General features: G+C 72.0%; 12 protein-coding genes. 6 read left to right on the forward strand and 6 right to left on the reverse strand.

Annotated features, from left to right (window positions below):
• The first annotated feature begins 1 nt into the window (after position 1).
• The gene (locus tag SPF06_RS18090; RefSeq protein WP_323280534.1) at positions 2–2,260 is read left to right on the forward strand and encodes a molybdopterin oxidoreductase family protein; all 2,259 of its coding nucleotides are present in this window, start codon (positions 2–4) and stop codon (positions 2,258–2,260) included.
• Positions 2,257–3,849: an FAD-dependent oxidoreductase gene (locus tag SPF06_RS18095; RefSeq protein ID WP_323280535.1), complete on the forward strand. Its 1,593-nt coding sequence runs from the start codon at positions 2,257–2,259 to the stop codon at positions 3,847–3,849. Before SPF06_RS18090 ends, SPF06_RS18095 begins: the two co-directional genes overlap by 4 nt.
• Positions 3,850–4,134: 285 nt before the next feature.
• Here SPF06_RS18095 and SPF06_RS18100 read toward each other — a convergent pair whose 3' ends face one another.
• Together SPF06_RS18100 and SPF06_RS18105 are read right to left on the reverse strand one after the other, a co-directional pair.
• On the reverse strand, positions 4,135–4,611 hold the full coding sequence (locus SPF06_RS18100; protein ID WP_323280536.1) for a hemerythrin domain-containing protein: 477 nt from the start codon (positions 4,609–4,611) through the stop codon (positions 4,135–4,137).
• Positions 4,612–4,726: 115 nt separating this feature from the next.
• Positions 4,727–6,136: an NAD(P)H-quinone dehydrogenase gene (locus SPF06_RS18105; protein ID WP_323280537.1), complete on the reverse strand. Its 1,410-nt coding sequence runs from the start codon at positions 6,134–6,136 to the stop codon at positions 4,727–4,729.
• A gap of 125 nt (positions 6,137–6,261) precedes the next feature.
• On the opposite strand from SPF06_RS18105, the gene SPF06_RS18110 reads away from it, so the two are divergent.
• Positions 6,262–7,080 (forward strand): purine-nucleoside phosphorylase, encoded by an 819-nt coding sequence (locus SPF06_RS18110; protein ID WP_323280538.1) that lies wholly within the window; start codon positions 6,262–6,264, stop codon positions 7,078–7,080.
• Between the two features lie 14 nt (positions 7,081–7,094).
• The gene (locus tag SPF06_RS18115) at positions 7,095–8,873 is read left to right on the forward strand and encodes a phospho-sugar mutase (protein ID WP_323280539.1); all 1,779 of its coding nucleotides are present in this window, start codon (positions 7,095–7,097) and stop codon (positions 8,871–8,873) included.
• 26 nt (positions 8,874–8,899) lie between these two features.
• Here SPF06_RS18115 and SPF06_RS18120 read toward each other — a convergent pair whose 3' ends face one another.
• A complete protein-coding gene (locus tag SPF06_RS18120) occupies positions 8,900–9,349 on the reverse strand; it encodes a MarR family winged helix-turn-helix transcriptional regulator (protein WP_323280540.1) in 450 nt (149 codons plus the stop codon).
• Positions 9,350–9,443: 94 nt separating this feature from the next.
• Between SPF06_RS18120 and SPF06_RS18125 the strand changes: the two genes are divergently transcribed.
• Positions 9,444–9,815, forward strand: coding sequence for a VOC family protein (locus SPF06_RS18125; RefSeq protein WP_323280541.1), 372 nt, complete (start codon positions 9,444–9,446; stop codon positions 9,813–9,815).
• 51 nt (positions 9,816–9,866) lie between these two features.
• Here SPF06_RS18125 and SPF06_RS18130 read toward each other — a convergent pair whose 3' ends face one another.
• The 3 genes from SPF06_RS18130 to nirD all read right to left on the reverse strand — a co-directional run bounded on the left by SPF06_RS18130 (position 9,867) and on the right by nirD (position 11,110).
• The gene (locus tag SPF06_RS18130; RefSeq protein ID WP_323280542.1) at positions 9,867–10,325 is read right to left on the reverse strand and encodes a Clp protease N-terminal domain-containing protein; all 459 of its coding nucleotides are present in this window, start codon (positions 10,323–10,325) and stop codon (positions 9,867–9,869) included.
• 1 nt (position 10,326) lies between these two features.
• Complete coding sequence (locus SPF06_RS18135; protein WP_323280543.1) at positions 10,327–10,545, reverse strand: helix-turn-helix domain-containing protein; 219 nt, start codon at positions 10,543–10,545, stop codon at positions 10,327–10,329.
• Between the two features lie 160 nt (positions 10,546–10,705).
• On the reverse strand, positions 10,706–11,110 hold the full coding sequence (gene nirD, locus SPF06_RS18140) for a nitrite reductase small subunit NirD (RefSeq protein WP_323280544.1): 405 nt from the start codon (positions 11,108–11,110) through the stop codon (positions 10,706–10,708).
• Between the two features lie 308 nt (positions 11,111–11,418).
• Between nirD and nirB the strand changes: the two genes are divergently transcribed.
• Positions 11,419–13,977, forward strand: a complete 2,559-nt coding sequence (gene nirB / locus SPF06_RS18145) for a nitrite reductase large subunit NirB (protein ID WP_428985799.1) — start codon at positions 11,419–11,421, stop codon at positions 13,975–13,977.

The raw sequence follows: 13,977 nt of genomic DNA on the forward strand, positions 1-13,977 counted from the left end.
CATGACGAACCCGGCGGAGGCCCAGCTGCGTCCTCCCGCCCAGCCCACAGCGACCCACTGCCCCTACTGCGCACTCCAGTGCGCGATGGACCTCACCCCAGCTGAGCCCACGGCGGACGCCCTGCCCGTCGAGGTCTCCGGCCGCGACTTCCCGACCAACCGCGGCGGACTGTGCCGCAAGGGCTGGACGGCGGCCGAGCTCCTGCGGCACCCCGAGCGGCTCGCCGAGCCGCTCGTGCGGGACGGCGAGGGCGCGCTGCGCCCCGCGAGCTGGGACGAGGCGCTGGGACGGGTTGCGGCGGAGATCCGCCGGGTTCAGGCCGAGCACGGGAAGGACGCCGTCGGGATCTTCGGCGGCGGCGGCCTCACGAACGAGAAGGCGTACCTGCTCGGCAAGTTCGCCCGCGTCGCCCTCGGAACGTCCCGTATCGACTACAACGGCCGGTTCTGTATGTCCTCGGCCGCCGCGGCGGGCAACCGGGCCTTCGGCATCGACCGAGGCCTCCCGTTCCCGCTCGCCGACCTCGACACGGCGGACACGATCCTCATGCTCGGCTCCAACGTCGCCGAGACGATGCCGCCCTTCGTCCAGCACCTCGCGGGGGCTCGGGCGGCGGGCGGCCTCGTCGTCGTCGACCCGCGCCGCTCGGCGACCGCCCAGCTCACGGACGACGGCGCCGGAACGCACCTTGCGCCGGCCCCGCACACGGACCTCGTCCTGCTCCTGGGCCTCGCGCACGTTGTGATCAACGATGGCCTCCTCGCCTCGAAGTACCTCTCCGAGCGGACCGAAGGCCTCGAAAGCGTCATCCGCTCGGTGGCGCCGTGGTGGCCCGAGCGCGTCCAGGCGACGACGGGTGTGCCGGCCGGCCTCATCCGTTCGACGGCGCGGCGCCTCGCCGATTCGGCCCGCACGGGCTCGTGCTACATCCTGACGGGCCGCGGCATCGAGCAGCACGCGGACGGCACCGACACCGTGACGGCTGCGATCAACCTCGCGCTCCTCCTCGGCCTGCCCGGCTCGCCGCGCGGCGGCTACGGCACGCTCACAGGCCAGGGCAACGGGCAGGGCGGGCGCGAGCACGGCCAGAAGGCCGATCAGCTCCCCGGCTACCGCAAGATCACCGACCCCGAGGCGCGCGCGCACATGGCCCGCGTGTGGGGCGTCGACGAGGCGAGCATCCCCGGCCCGGGGCTGCCCGCCGTCGAGCTTCTGCGCACCCTGGGAACGGACGACGGCGTGCGCGCGCTTCTCGTGCACGGCGCCAACGTCGTGGTGTCCGCGCCTGACGTCTCGGCGGTCCGCGACGGGCTGCGCCGCCTCGACCTCCTCGTCGTGTGCGACTTCTTCCTCTCCGAGACGGCCCGCGAGGCGGACGTCGTACTCCCGGTCCTCCAATGGGCCGAGGAGGAGGGCACGATGACGAACCTCGAGGGCCGCGTGCTGCGCCGCCGTCGTGCGCTCGAGGCTCCTGCGGGCGCGCGCTCCGAGCTGTGGATCATGAACCGCCTCGCGGAGCTGCTCGGCGCGCCCTCGTCCTTCCCGACCGAGCCCGAGGTGGTCTTCGAGGAGCTGCGGAGGGCATCGAAGGGCGGCCTTGCGGACTACTCGGGCGTCTCCTACGAACTGCTCGACGCGGGCGCCGAGGTGTACTGGCCGTACCCCGCGGGCTCGAAGGGGACGCCGCGCCTGTTCGCCAAGCGCTTCGCACACGACGACGGGCGGGCTCGGCTCGTGGGCGTGCGCGCCGCCACCCCCGCGTGGTCGCCGTCGCACCCTGCCCCCGAGGAGTTCCACCTCGCGACTGGCCGGCTCCTCGAGCACTATCAGTCGGGCGCGCAGACCCGCCGGGTCGCCGCCCTGAGCGCTGCCCAGCCCGAGCCGCGGCTCCAGCTCCACCCCGCCGCGGCCGCCCGCCTGCGGGTCGCCGAGAACGCGTGGGTGCGCGTCATGCGCCTCGGCGAAGGCTCGGCGCAGGGCGCGGCGCCGTCGTCCGGATCGCGCTCTGCCGCCCGCAGGCCCGAAGTCCTGTGCCGGGTCGAGCTCACGCTCGACATCCGCCCCGACACCGTGTTCCTCCCGTTCCACTTCCCGGGGCTCGCGGCCGCGAACCAGGTCACCGAGTCGCGCACCGACCCGATCTCGGGCATGCCCGAGTTCAAGACCACCCGCGTCCTCGTCCAGCCGGCGGAGTTCCCGCCCGCCGACGGGGCGAACGCCGATCTCGTCCACGCCGGCCCGTCCGAGGAGCGCCCTTGACCTTCGTCCATGACCCCGCGAGCCTCGTCTCGGGCAGCGCGCCCGAGCGCGTCGTCGTCGTCGGCTTCGGGCCCGTCGCCGCGCGCTTCGTCGACGAGCTGCGGCCCGCCGTCGTCGCGGGCGCCGTCCAGCTCACTGTCGTCGGCGAGGAGGAGCATGCCGCCTACAACCGCGTGCTCGTCGCGGACCTCGGCGTGGGGCGCACCTCGCTCGCGTCGATGCAGCTCGCGGACGCGGACGAGCTCGCGGCCGACGGCGTGCGCGCGATCCTCGGGGCCCACGTCCAGCGGATCGACCGGAGCAGGCGGAACGTCCACCTCGCGGACGGCACGGCGCTCCCCTACGACCGCCTCGTGATCGCGACCGGCGCCCGCGCGGCGATCCCCAACCTCACGGGGCTCAACCCAGACCCGCTGCACCCCGTGCTGCCCGCGGGTGTGACCGCCCTGCGCGATCTCGCCGACGCCGAGCGGCTCGCCGAGGCCGTGCGCGGCCGGAAGCGCGTCGTCGTGCTCGGCGGCGGCGTGCTCGGGCTGGAGGCCGCGCTCGCCGCCTCCGAGGAGGGGGCGAACGTCACGGTCGTGCACCACGGCGACAAGCCGCTCGGCCGGCAGATCGACGCGGCGGGAGGCGGGACGCTCTCGATGATCCTGCGGCAGCAGGGGCTGCGCCTCGTCCGCAACGCCCGTGCGACCGGCATCGCGACCGATTCCGACGGCGCCTTCCGCGCCCTGGTCCTCGACGACGGAACCGCGATCGAGGGCGACCTCCTCGTCCTCGCGTGCGGCGCCCGGCCCCGCAAGGAGCTCGCGGAGGGCGCCGGGCTCGCGGTCGGCAGCGGCGTCCTCGTGGACCACCGGCTCGGCGCGCTGCACACCGAGCACGTCTTCGCGATCGGCGACTGCGCCGAGGTGCGGTGCGCCGACCACTCGTGCGCCGCGTGCGAGCGCAGCTCGGGCCCAACCGGGCTCATCGCACCGGGCTGGCGGCAGGCCGACTGGCTCGCGGCGTCGTTCCGCGCACGCCTCCTCGGCGAGCCGGCTCCCGGGCCCCTGCCCGAGGAACGCCCCGGTGTCATCCTGCTCAAGGCCCGCGGCGTGAACCTCGCCCTCGCGGGAGGCGTGCAGGCCGATCCGTGGGACACGACGGCCTGGGAGGACGACGCCGCGGCCGGTCGCTCCCCGCTCGAGGTCTCGCTGTGGGCCGACGCCGCCCACGGTCGCTACGTCAAGATGTGCACGAGCGACGGCGTGCTCGAGGGCTTCGTCGCGCTCGGGATGCCGCGCGCGGCGGCCGAGCTCACGCTCCTGTTCGGGAGCGGAGCGGAGCTCCCCGCGGACCGCTCGGTGCTCCTGCGGCTCGACGGCCCCGAGGGCTCGCTCGGCGCTCCCGGCTCGGCACCGGGCCCGGAGTCGACGCTGTGCCGGTGCGCGGGCGTGAGCCGGGGCACCGTCCAGGAGTCGGTGGCGAGCGGCTGCTCGACCGTCGAGGAGGTCTCGAAGGCCACGCGCGCAGGAACCGGCTGCGGGGGATGCAAGGACAGCGTGCGCGAGCTCATCGAACAGCACTTCGCCGTCGTCGCCGCGTAGGGGCAGGGCGGCGGCGGCGAGGCCGGGTGCTCGAAAATACGTGCCTCGCTCGCGTAACTTTTCGGGCAGTGTGAGCGATGACATACAGGGAAGCCGGAACGGAACTGTCCACCGTGCCGGCTTTGCTCTGTCCCAGCAGCTGGGCCGGGCTGGAACCTTCCCCCAGTATGTTCCAGCCCGGCCAGGTCCCCTGCATCAGCTGCGACGCCAGATCGCAGTGCCCTCCTCGCAAGGAAGTCCGCTTGAGGAGAACTTCAGGGCGAGAAGGGGACTGCGCTCTGCCGCCTAACCCTCGGCCACGTCTTCGAGGGTCCCCACGGCCTCCGCGAGGCTCAAGCCCGGACTAGCTGCGATGAAGGGCAGGAGCAGCCGCTCCTCCTTCCCCGTGTGCATCGCGAGGACGCGGGCGATCACGAGGGCGAGCGCCGCGGCACGGACCCCGCCGTCGGCCCGGCGCAGCTCGTCGACCAGGCCCACAAGGGCCTGATGGTCCTGGAGAAGCCCCTCGACCAGCAGCCCGCCCTCGGCCGTGGCGTGGGCACCGCCGTAGAGCGGCCCCTCCTCGGCGACCAGATGCGGGATGAGCTCGTCCTCGCACCACGAGACCAGATTGCCCTTCTCGTCGTGGGCGGTGACGGTGTCGCCGGATTCGACGGCACCGAGAAGGGCCCCCGAAAGGGCCCGTACGCGTTCCAGCAGGCGGTCGTGACGGTGGCTGATGGCCGCCGCTGCCTCCCCGACCGTCGGGTGCGGACTTTTCATGGCGCCATCATGCGCCGGGGCCCGCGGCCCCTCAAGGCCTCGACGCGTGGAGACGCCTTCCGGCCGATGAGACGGCCTGAGTGCGCCTCACGAGCCACACACCGTCTTCTGCACGTCACATGTGGACGTGCAGCCGGCGTGCAGCCTCCGAGATCGAGCCCGAGAGCGAGGGGTACACGGCGTACGTCGCGGCGACGTCGTCGACGTGCAGGCTCTGCTCCACCGCGATGGCGAGGCCGAAGATGAGCTCCGACGCGTTCGAGCCCATGACGACGGCGCCGATCACCGTGCCCGTGCCCTTGCGCGCGATGATCTTGACGAAGCCGTCCGTCGTGTTGCGCATCTTGGCGCGCGCGTTGCTCTTGAGCCGCAGCGTGACGATGTCCCCCGCGACCTTGCCGCTCGTGACGTCCGACTCCGAGACGCCCACGGACGCGATCTCCGGGGACGTGAAGATGTTCGAGGCCACGTGGTTGAGGTTGAGCGGGAGAACGCGGTCGCCGAGGAAGTGGGCGACGGCGATCCGACCCTGCATCGCGGCGACCGACGCGAGCGCAAGGACGCCCGTGCAATCCCCCGCGGCGTAGACGTTGATCGCGGTCGTGCGGGAGACGCCGTCGACCTTGATGTGCCCGCTCTCGGACAGCGCGATGCCGGCCTCTTCGAGCCCGATGCCCTCGGTGTTCGGGATCGAGCCGACGCACACGAGGCAGTGCGAGCCCGTCACCTTGGTGCCGTCTCCGAGGACGACGGCGACGCCGTCGCCCGTGCGCTCGACGGCGGCCGCGCGGGAGCGGGAGAGGACATTGACGCCGCGGCGCGCGAAGACCTTCTCGAGCAGCTCGGCGCCGTCCTCGTCGGACCCGGGAAGGACGCGGTCGCGTGAGGACACGAGCGTGACCTTCGCGCCGAGCCCGTTGTAAGCAGACGCGAACTCGGCGCCCGTAACACCCGAGCCGACGACGATAAGGTGCTCGGGCAGCTCGTCGAGCGAGTAGATCTGGGTCCAGTTGAGGATGCGCTCGCCGTCGAACTTGGCGGTCGGGAGCTCGCGGGGGTGGGCGCCCACGGCGAGGATGACGGCGTCGGCCTCGATGGTCTCGACGCCCGAATCGGTCGTTGCCTCGATCGTGTGGCGGGCCGCGAGCCGCCCGGTGCCGTCGACGATGCGCACCCCGAGCTGCTCGAGGCCCGCGCGGATGTCCTGCGACTGCTGGCGCGCGAGGCCGAGGAGGCGCTCGTTGATCGAGCGGAGGTCCGCGTGCTTGATGAGCGCGCCGTCGGTGTGGCCCAGGTGGATGCCGAGTGCGGCCGCCTCTTCGACGCGCGTCATGAGGTCCGAGGAAGCGATGAGGGTCTTGGAGGGCACCACATCGGTGAGGACGGCCGAGCCACCGAGCCCGGCCCGCTCGACGATCGTCACGCGCGCCCCGAGGGATGCCGCGACGGACGCGGCCTCGTAGCCGCCCGGCCCGCCGCCGAGGATCGCGATATGGGGCACGCTGAAATCGGGGTTCATCGTCACGGACACCCATTCTGCCCCGGCGGGTGCCCACGCCACCACTGCGTGCACCACAGGCCCCGGTGATCTGCGGCACGGACGGGTGCGAGGTGTGCCACCTCGGGGTCCCGATTGATAGGTTCTACCTTGTGACGACTTCCGAGGTGACGACTTCCGATCCCTTCGTGCTCGCCCAAGCGGCCGCCGACTACATCGCGCAGGCCACGGGCGTGGCGTCGCACGATATCGCCCTTGTCCTCGGCTCGGGCTGGGGTGCCGCGGCGGATCTCATCGGCGAGGTCACGGCAACGCTATCCGCGAACGAGGTGCCCGGCTTCTCCTCCCCCGCGGTCGAGGGGCACGTCGGCACGATCCGCTCGGTCCTCACGCGCGAGGGCAAGCGTGCGCTCGTGCTCGGGGCGCGGACGCATTATTACGAGGGGAAGGGCGTGCGTGCAGTCGTGCACGGCGTCCGCACGGCCGCGGCGGCGGGCTGCCGCGTCCTCGTGCTAACGAACGGCTGCGGGGGCCTCAACCCGGCGTGGGCGCCGGGCACGCCCGTGCTCATCAGCGACCACATCAACCTGACGGCCACGTCCCCCCTCGAGGGCCCGACGTTCGTGGACCTCACGGACCTCTACTCGAGCCGCCTGCGCGGCCTGGCCCGCGAGGTCGATCCGACGCTCGACGAGGGCGTGTACGCCCAGTTCACGGGCCCGCACTACGAGACGCCCGCCGAGGTGCAGTACGCGAAGCGGATCGGCGCGGACCTTGTCGGCATGTCGACCGCGCTCGAGGCCATCGCGGCGCGCCACGCCGGGCTCGAGGTGTTCGGCATCTCGCTTGTGACGAACCTCGCCGCGGGGATCAGCCCCACGCCGCTGAGCCACGAAGAGGTCATCGAGGCCGGCCGCGCGGCGGGCCCGCGCATCTCGCGCCTCCTCGCCGACGTCATCGCGAAGATCTGAGGTCCGGGCACACCATGAGCTCACTTCCAGAAGGCTTCGAGGGCCTCAGCGCGACCGCACGGGCCTGGGCGGATGCCGATCCGGATCCGGAGACGGCCGAGCAGCTCCGCAGCCTCCTCGCCCAGGCGGGCGAGGGCCATGCCGCGGCCCTCCAGGAACTCGCCGACGCGTTCGGCGGAACCCTCCAGTTCGGCACCGCGGGGCTGCGTGCCGCGCTGGGCCCGGGGCCGAACCGCATGAACCGCGTCGTCGTGCGCCGCGCGGCAGCGGGGCTCGCGGCCTTCCTCGCGCAGCGCGTCGGCGTGCCCGCGCAGGGCGCAGGCAAGCCCGACGACGGCGCCCCTGCGCACGCTCGCGGGCCCCGCGCCGTCGTCGGCTTCGATGCGCGCAAGAACTCGGACGTCTTCGCGCTAGAGACGGCCGCGATCTTCACGGCAGCGGGCATCGAGACCTTCCTCATGCCGGCTCCGCTCCCGACGCCGGTGCTCGCCTACGCGCTGAGGGCGCTCGGCTGCGATGCGGGCGTCATGGTGACGGCAAGCCACAACCCGCCGCAGGACAACGGCTACAAGGTGTACCTCGGCGGTCGGGCGGTCGACGACGACGGTCGGGGCGCGCAGATCGTCTCGCCGGTCGACGGCGAGATCGCCGCGCTCATCGACGCCGTCGGACCCATTGCGGGCGTCCCGCTCGCCGAGTCTGGGTGGACCGTGCTCTCGCCGAGCGTCGCCGCGGACTACCGCTCCGCCGTCGTCGGCCTCGCGCGCCCTGACCTCTTCCCTGCCCGCGACCTCCGAATCGTGCTGACGCCGCTGCACGGGGTGGGCGGGTCGACGGCCCTCGACGTCCTCCGCGAGGCGGGCTTCGGGAATGTCACGCTCGTGACCGCGCAGGCGGAGCCCGACCCCGAGTTCCCGACCGTTGCGTTCCCGAACCCCGAGGAGCCCGGCGCGCTCGACCTCGCGCTCGAGGCCGCCCGGGACATCGGAGCGGACGTCGTCCTCGCGAACGACCCCGACGCGGACCGCTGCGCCGTCGCCGCCCCCGATCCCGAGACCGGCGAGTGGCGGATGCTGCGCGGCGACGAGGTCGGCGCGCTGCTCGGCGCGCACATCGTGCGGCGGCTCGAGGAAACCGCCTCCGGTGACAGCCGCGGCGTCTTCGCGAACTCGATCGTCTCGTCGAGGCTCCTCGGGGAGATCGCGCAGGCCGCGGGGATCGGCCACCGCGAGACGCTCACGGGGTTCAAGTGGATCTCGCGCGTGCCCGGCCTCGTGTACGGCTACGAGGAGGCGCTCGGCTACTGCGTCGCGCCGAACCTCGTCAAGGACAAGGACGGCATCTCGGCCGGCCTCCTCGTCGCCGAGCTCGCTGCGGATGCGAAGGCGCACGGGGAGAGCCTCTTCGACCGCCTCGACGCGCTGCACGTCCGTCATGGCGTGCACCTCACGGACCAGCTGAGCGTGCGGGTCGCGGACCTCGGGCTGCTCGACGCGATGATGGTGCGCCTCCGGCAGGATCCGCCTGCGGGCTTCGCCGACTCCCCCGTCGAAACCGCCGTGGACCTCTCACTCGGATCGGACGACCTTCCGCCCACCGAGGGCCTCCTATGGATCACGCGGGACGAGACGCGCGTCATCGTCCGCCCGAGCGGCACCGAGCCGAAGCTCAAGTGCTACCTCGAGGTGATCCGGCCGGTGGACTCGTCCGCCGAGCTCGCCGCGGAACGGCAGGCGGCGCGCCAGACGATGGACGCCGCCCTTGAGGACGTGCGCGAGGCGCTCGGCTTGTAGGGGCCTCCCTTGGAGGCGCTGGGTCCCTACGAGCGGTGTGCCTGGGCGTCGAGCCTGCCCATGATGCGCGTGAGGTCGGCGAGGTCGCGGGCGCTCAGCACGTCGCCGAACGTCCCCTGCAGGAAATCGTGGTGGCTCTGCCGCGCCTCGCGGACGAGGGTTCGGCCGCGGGCGGTGATGCTCGCGAACGCCGAGCGGGCGTCGTCGGGATCGGGCTGGCGTTCGATGAGGCCCGAGGCCTCCATGCGGTCGAGCAGCTTCGAGAGTCCCGAGGGCGAGAGGAAGACGGCACCGGCGAGGTCTGTGAGGCCGAGCCGACCTCCGGCGAGGTCGAGATGCATGAGCACGTCGTAGCGCGCCATCGTAAGGCCGCTGTCGCGGCGCATCTCCGTCTCGACCCGATCCCACAGGCGCGAATGGGTGCGCACGAGCGCAAGCCAGGCCGGCATCCAACGGCCAGTTTCTTCGAGAGGCATAGACCCATTCTAGATCCATATACTTGACATGCCAAATATATGCGATCTACTATTTGACATACCAAATAAATCCCCTCTCACCCAGGAGGCCACAATGCTCACAGCCAGCATGGTCGTCGCCACGATCCCGGTCACTGATCTGGACGCCGCGAAGCGCTTCTACGGGGAGACGCTCGGCCTGGCCCAGCTCTGGGAGAACCCCGCCTCAGTCCGCTTCCGCTGCGGCGAGCACAGCGAACTCTCCGTCTTCAAGCGGCCTGGCACCGAGACCATCCACACGCTCGCGCATTTCGAGGTCAGCGACATCGAGAGCACCGTCGCGGACCTCGAGGCCAAGGGCGTCGCCTTCCTCGACTACACCGAGGGCCCGCTCACCACGACGGGCCACATCGCACAGCTCGGCCCCGCGAGGGGTGCCTGGTTCACCGATCCCGACGGCAACACGCTCGGCCTCCGTCAGGGCTGATCGATCCGCGAAATCCGCAGCCCGGCAGACTCCGCCGAGACACGCAGCTGACTAGGCCGGATAGAGCCGCGTGCGGAGCCCCGCCCGATCGACCCCGAGGCGCGCGAGCAGCGCGGCGGCGGGATCCGCGGCTGGGGCCTCGGCGAGCGCCAGGAGGACATGCCGCGACGTGATCGTCCGGCTTCGCTCCGCGGCGGCGAGCCGCACGGTCCGCGTCAGGACGGCTTTGGCCCCCGACGTGAGCGGGAGGCGGCCCGGTCGCGAACGCGGCGAGACGAGCGGCTCCGGCCCCGGGTCCACCCCGACCGCCGCGAGGGCCTCGCGATCGAGGGTCTCCTCCGCCCGGCGCGCCGCCGCGAGGTCGACGCCGACGATGGCGGCACTCGCCGGATCGTGCAGGATCCCCAGGAGCAGGTGATCGGTCCCGACGCGGCGGTCTCCCCGCAGGGCCGCCTCCTTGACGCCTTCCGTGACGGTGTTTCGCGCCGCTTCGCTGAATCGCTCGAACATGTCAGCCGCCCTTCCCCGGATTTCCGTACTTGGCATGGACGGACTGCCGCGACACCCCGAGGGCGTCTCCGATCTGCTCCCACGTCCAGCCGCGCTCGCGCGCGAGCGCAACGTAGCGGGCCTCGGTGAGCTCGGCCTGCCGGTGCAGCGCACCCACGGCCCGCAGCCCAAGGGCGGGATCGTCGGAGCGGAGGCCTGCCGAGACGTCGTGTCCATCCATGCTGTCAGTTTAGATTGACGCCTGAATGGCGTCAACCCAGATTGACAACACGGCCGATCGGCTGGAGGGAAAGCCGTTTCTCCGTGCGAAAGCCGCTCCTCCGTGCGATATATCCCACGGAGAAGCGGCTAAGGGCAGCACATGCGAAGCTTGGAGCGGCTCAGGCCGCGATCTGGACGATCCCGTCCACGACGCGGGCCGGGTACGCGGCAAGCGGGGTGCCCTCGCCGTCGAGCCGCTCCCCGGTGCGCAGGTCGTAGACCTGCTTGTGGAGCGGCGAGGCGATGGTCGGGCGGTCGCCGCGCGAACCGACGATTCCGCGGGCCATGACGTGAGCCTCGGTCGCGGGGTCGCGCTGGTCCACGGCGTAGACCTCGCCGGAGGGAAGCCGGAAGAGCGCGATCTGGTGGCCGTCGAGAAGGGCCGCCTCGCCCCAGTTGGGCTCGAGGTCGCTCAGGTTGCACACGCTGCGCCACGTCGGCAGGACTCTCTCCGCCGATGCTTCGAGGGCGTCGAGGTCATTCAGCGCGGAGAATCCGACTGGTGAGGGAGCTGTGATCGTCATGTGTCAACGCTACGGAGGGGCGCGTTTCGCACGGGTTGTAGCCGTGTCACGCGAAAGTAAAACCGGCCTCACGGAGCACGAAACACTCCCGTGACTGCGAAGTTAATCGGTCGTTACACCCGGGCAACTGAGGTGAAATCGCAGATTCCTAGGCTGGAATAAATCCCCGCCGCCACGCTCGGCGTCCCTTCGACGGAAGGCCTCACCCCGTGAGCACCCCCAGCACCAGCGAGCCTCGCCCAGCGCACGGCACCCGGCGCGTCGTCGTCGTCGGCGGCGGCCCGGCCGCGCACCGCTTCGTCGACGCGATGGCAGCGCGCGGCCTCGACGGCACCGAAGTCCTTGTCCTCTCGGAGGAGGCGCATCTCCCCTACGACCGCGTCTCGCTCGGCAAGGCCCTCACGGGCGACGCCGACCTCACCCTCGGCGACGAGGCGTTCTGGGGAACCGCCGGCGTGACCCTGCTGAGCGGTGCGAAGGCCGTGCGCCTCGACCCGCGCGAGCGCGTCGTCTACACGGAGGACGGCGGGTCGCACGCCTACGACGAGCTCGTCCTCGCGACGGGCTCGGACGCCGCGCAGCTCCCCTTCCCCGGAGCCGGGGCGGCCCACGTCTACCGCACGCTCGACGACGTGTGGCTCCTCCGCCACGAGATCGCGCGCCTCGCGGACGAGCTGGGCCGCCGGCCCAAGGTCGTCGTGATCGGCGGCGGCCTCCTCGGGATCGAGGCCGCGGCGGGCGCACAGGAGCTCGGCGGGGACGCCGCCGTCGTCAACCGCAGCCGCTGGCTGATGAACGCGCAGCTCGACGAGGGTGCGGGCCAGGCGCTCGGCCGCCTCATCGCGGCGAAGGGCTTCGAGGTGCACACGGGGGTTGCCCCGGCCGAGGTACTCACCGGGGTCGGGGGGACCGTCACCGGGGTGCGCATGGCCGACGAGCGCGTACTGCCCGCGGACCTTGTGGTCGCCGCGGTCGGCATCACGCCACGCGACGAGCTGCTCCGCCTCGCGAACGACGACGCCGCAGCCGCCGGGCTCGAGGCGCCGTTCGCGCTGGGCCGCCGCGGCGGCGTCGTCATCGACGCGGGCTGCGCGACGGGCGTCGACGGCGTGTGGGCGATCGGCGAGGTTGCGAACTTCGACGGCGAGTGCGTGGGCCTCGTGGCCCCGGCGAACACCATGGCCGAGATCGTCGCGGACCGGCTCCACGGCGGCGAGGCCACGTTCCCGGGCTTCGACACGGCGACGAAGCTCAAGCTCTCGGGCGTCGACGTCGCGAGCTTCGGCGACGCGTTCGCGCAGGAGCCGGGCGCGCTCGAGATCGTGTACGCGGACCCGGCCCGGGGCGTCTACCAGAAGATCGTCACGACCGACGACGCGCGGACCCTCCTCGGCGGCATCTTCGTGGGCGACGCCGCGCCGTACCAGAGCCTGCGCCCGCTCCTCGGCCGCGAGCTCCCGGCCGAGCCGGGCGCATTCCTCTCCGCCGCGGGCGGAGGCGAGGCCCCGGAGACCGAGCTCCCGGACGACGCGATCCTATGCTCGTGCAACAACGTCTCGGCGGGCGGGATCCGCGATGCGATCGGCGGCTGCGGGACGTGCGAAGGTTCCGAGCCCGTGCGCGAGCTCCCGGCCCTCAAGGCGTGCACGCGCGCCGGAACGCAGTGCGGCTCGTGCGTGCCGATGCTCAAGAAGCTCCTCGAGAAGGAGCTCACGAAGGCGGGCGTGACCGTCTCGAAGGCCCTGTGCGAGCACATCGAGCTCTCCCGCCAGGAGCTCTTCGACGCGATCCGGGTCCTCCAGCTGACCTCCTTCGAGGACATCATGGCCCGCTACGGCAAGGGCGCGGGCTGCGACATCTGCAAGCCCACGATCGCTTCGATCCTCGCGTCCCAGCACAACGCGTACGTGCTCGACGCCGGCCGCGGCGCGCTCCAGGACACGAACGACCGCGCGCTCGCGAACATGCAGAAGGACGGCACGTACTCGGTCGTCCCGCGCATCCCGGGCGGGGAGATCACGCCGCACAAGCTCGCGGTCATCGCCGCGGTCGCGAAGAAGTACGGGCTGTACACGAAGATCACGGGCGGCCAGCGCATCGACCTGTTCGGCGCGCGGCTCGAGCAGCTCCCCGAGATCTGGGGCGAGCTCATCGAGGCTGGCATGGAGTCCGGCCAGGCGTACGGCAAGAGCCTCCGGACGGTGAAGAGCTGCGTCGGGTCCACCTGGTGCCGCTACGGCGTGCTCGACTCCGTGGGCATGGCCATCAAGCTCGAGCTGCGCTATCGCGGCCTGCGCAGCCCGCACAAGCTCAAGCTCGGCGTCTCGGGCTGCGCTCGCGAGTGCGCGGAGGCCCGCGGCAAGGACGTCGGCGTCATCGCGACCTCGGACGGCTGGAACCTCTACGTGGGCGGCAACGGCGGCGCGAACCCCGCGCACGCACAGCTCCTCGCGGGCGGGCTGGACGACGAGACGCTCGTGAAGTACATCGACCGCTACTTCATGTACTACATCCGCACGGCGGACCGCCTCCAGCGCACGGCGCACTGGCAGGCGGACCTCGACGGCGGCCTCGAGCACGTGCGCCAGGTTGTCGTCGACGACTCGCTCGGCATCGCCGCGGAGCTCGAGGCGGCCATGGACCGGCACGTCGAGTCCTACGAAGACGAGTGGGCCGCGACGCTCAAGGACCCCGAGCGCCTGCGCCGCTTCCGCTCGTTCGTGAACGCGCCCGACGCCGTCGACGACTCGATCGTCCACGTCGCCGAGCGCGAGCAGATCCGCCCCGCCACCGCCTCCGAAAGAGTCTCTCTCGGCACCACCATCCCCCTCCGCGGCGCGCTCCCCACTCATTCAGAGGAGGCCTGA

It is taken from the genome of Sinomonas terricola, assembly GCF_034931225.1.
Taxonomy (GTDB): domain Bacteria; phylum Actinomycetota; class Actinomycetes; order Actinomycetales; family Micrococcaceae; genus Sinomonas; species Sinomonas terricola.

Coding starts and splice junctions, on each gene's coding strand:
- SPF06_RS18090 (WP_323280534.1), top strand. CDS start 2: ATGACGAACCCGGCGGAGGCCCAGCTGCGTCCTCCCGCCCAGCCCACA.
- SPF06_RS18100 (WP_323280536.1), bottom strand. CDS start 4,611: ATGAAAAGTCCGCACCCGACGGTCGGGGAGGCAGCGGCGGCCATCAGC.
- SPF06_RS18115 (WP_323280539.1), top strand. CDS start 7,095: ATGAGCTCACTTCCAGAAGGCTTCGAGGGCCTCAGCGCGACCGCACGG.
- SPF06_RS18120 (WP_323280540.1), bottom strand. CDS start 9,349: ATGCCTCTCGAAGAAACTGGCCGTTGGATGCCGGCCTGGCTTGCGCTC.
- SPF06_RS18125 (WP_323280541.1), top strand. CDS start 9,444: ATGCTCACAGCCAGCATGGTCGTCGCCACGATCCCGGTCACTGATCTG.
- SPF06_RS18130 (WP_323280542.1), bottom strand. CDS start 10,325: ATGTTCGAGCGATTCAGCGAAGCGGCGCGAAACACCGTCACGGAAGGC.
- SPF06_RS18135 (WP_323280543.1), bottom strand. CDS start 10,545: ATGGATGGACACGACGTCTCGGCAGGCCTCCGCTCCGACGATCCCGCC.
- nirD (WP_323280544.1), bottom strand. CDS start 11,110: ATGACGATCACAGCTCCCTCACCAGTCGGATTCTCCGCGCTGAATGAC.
- nirB (WP_428985799.1), top strand. CDS start 11,419: ATGGCAGCGCGCGGCCTCGACGGCACCGAAGTCCTTGTCCTCTCGGAG.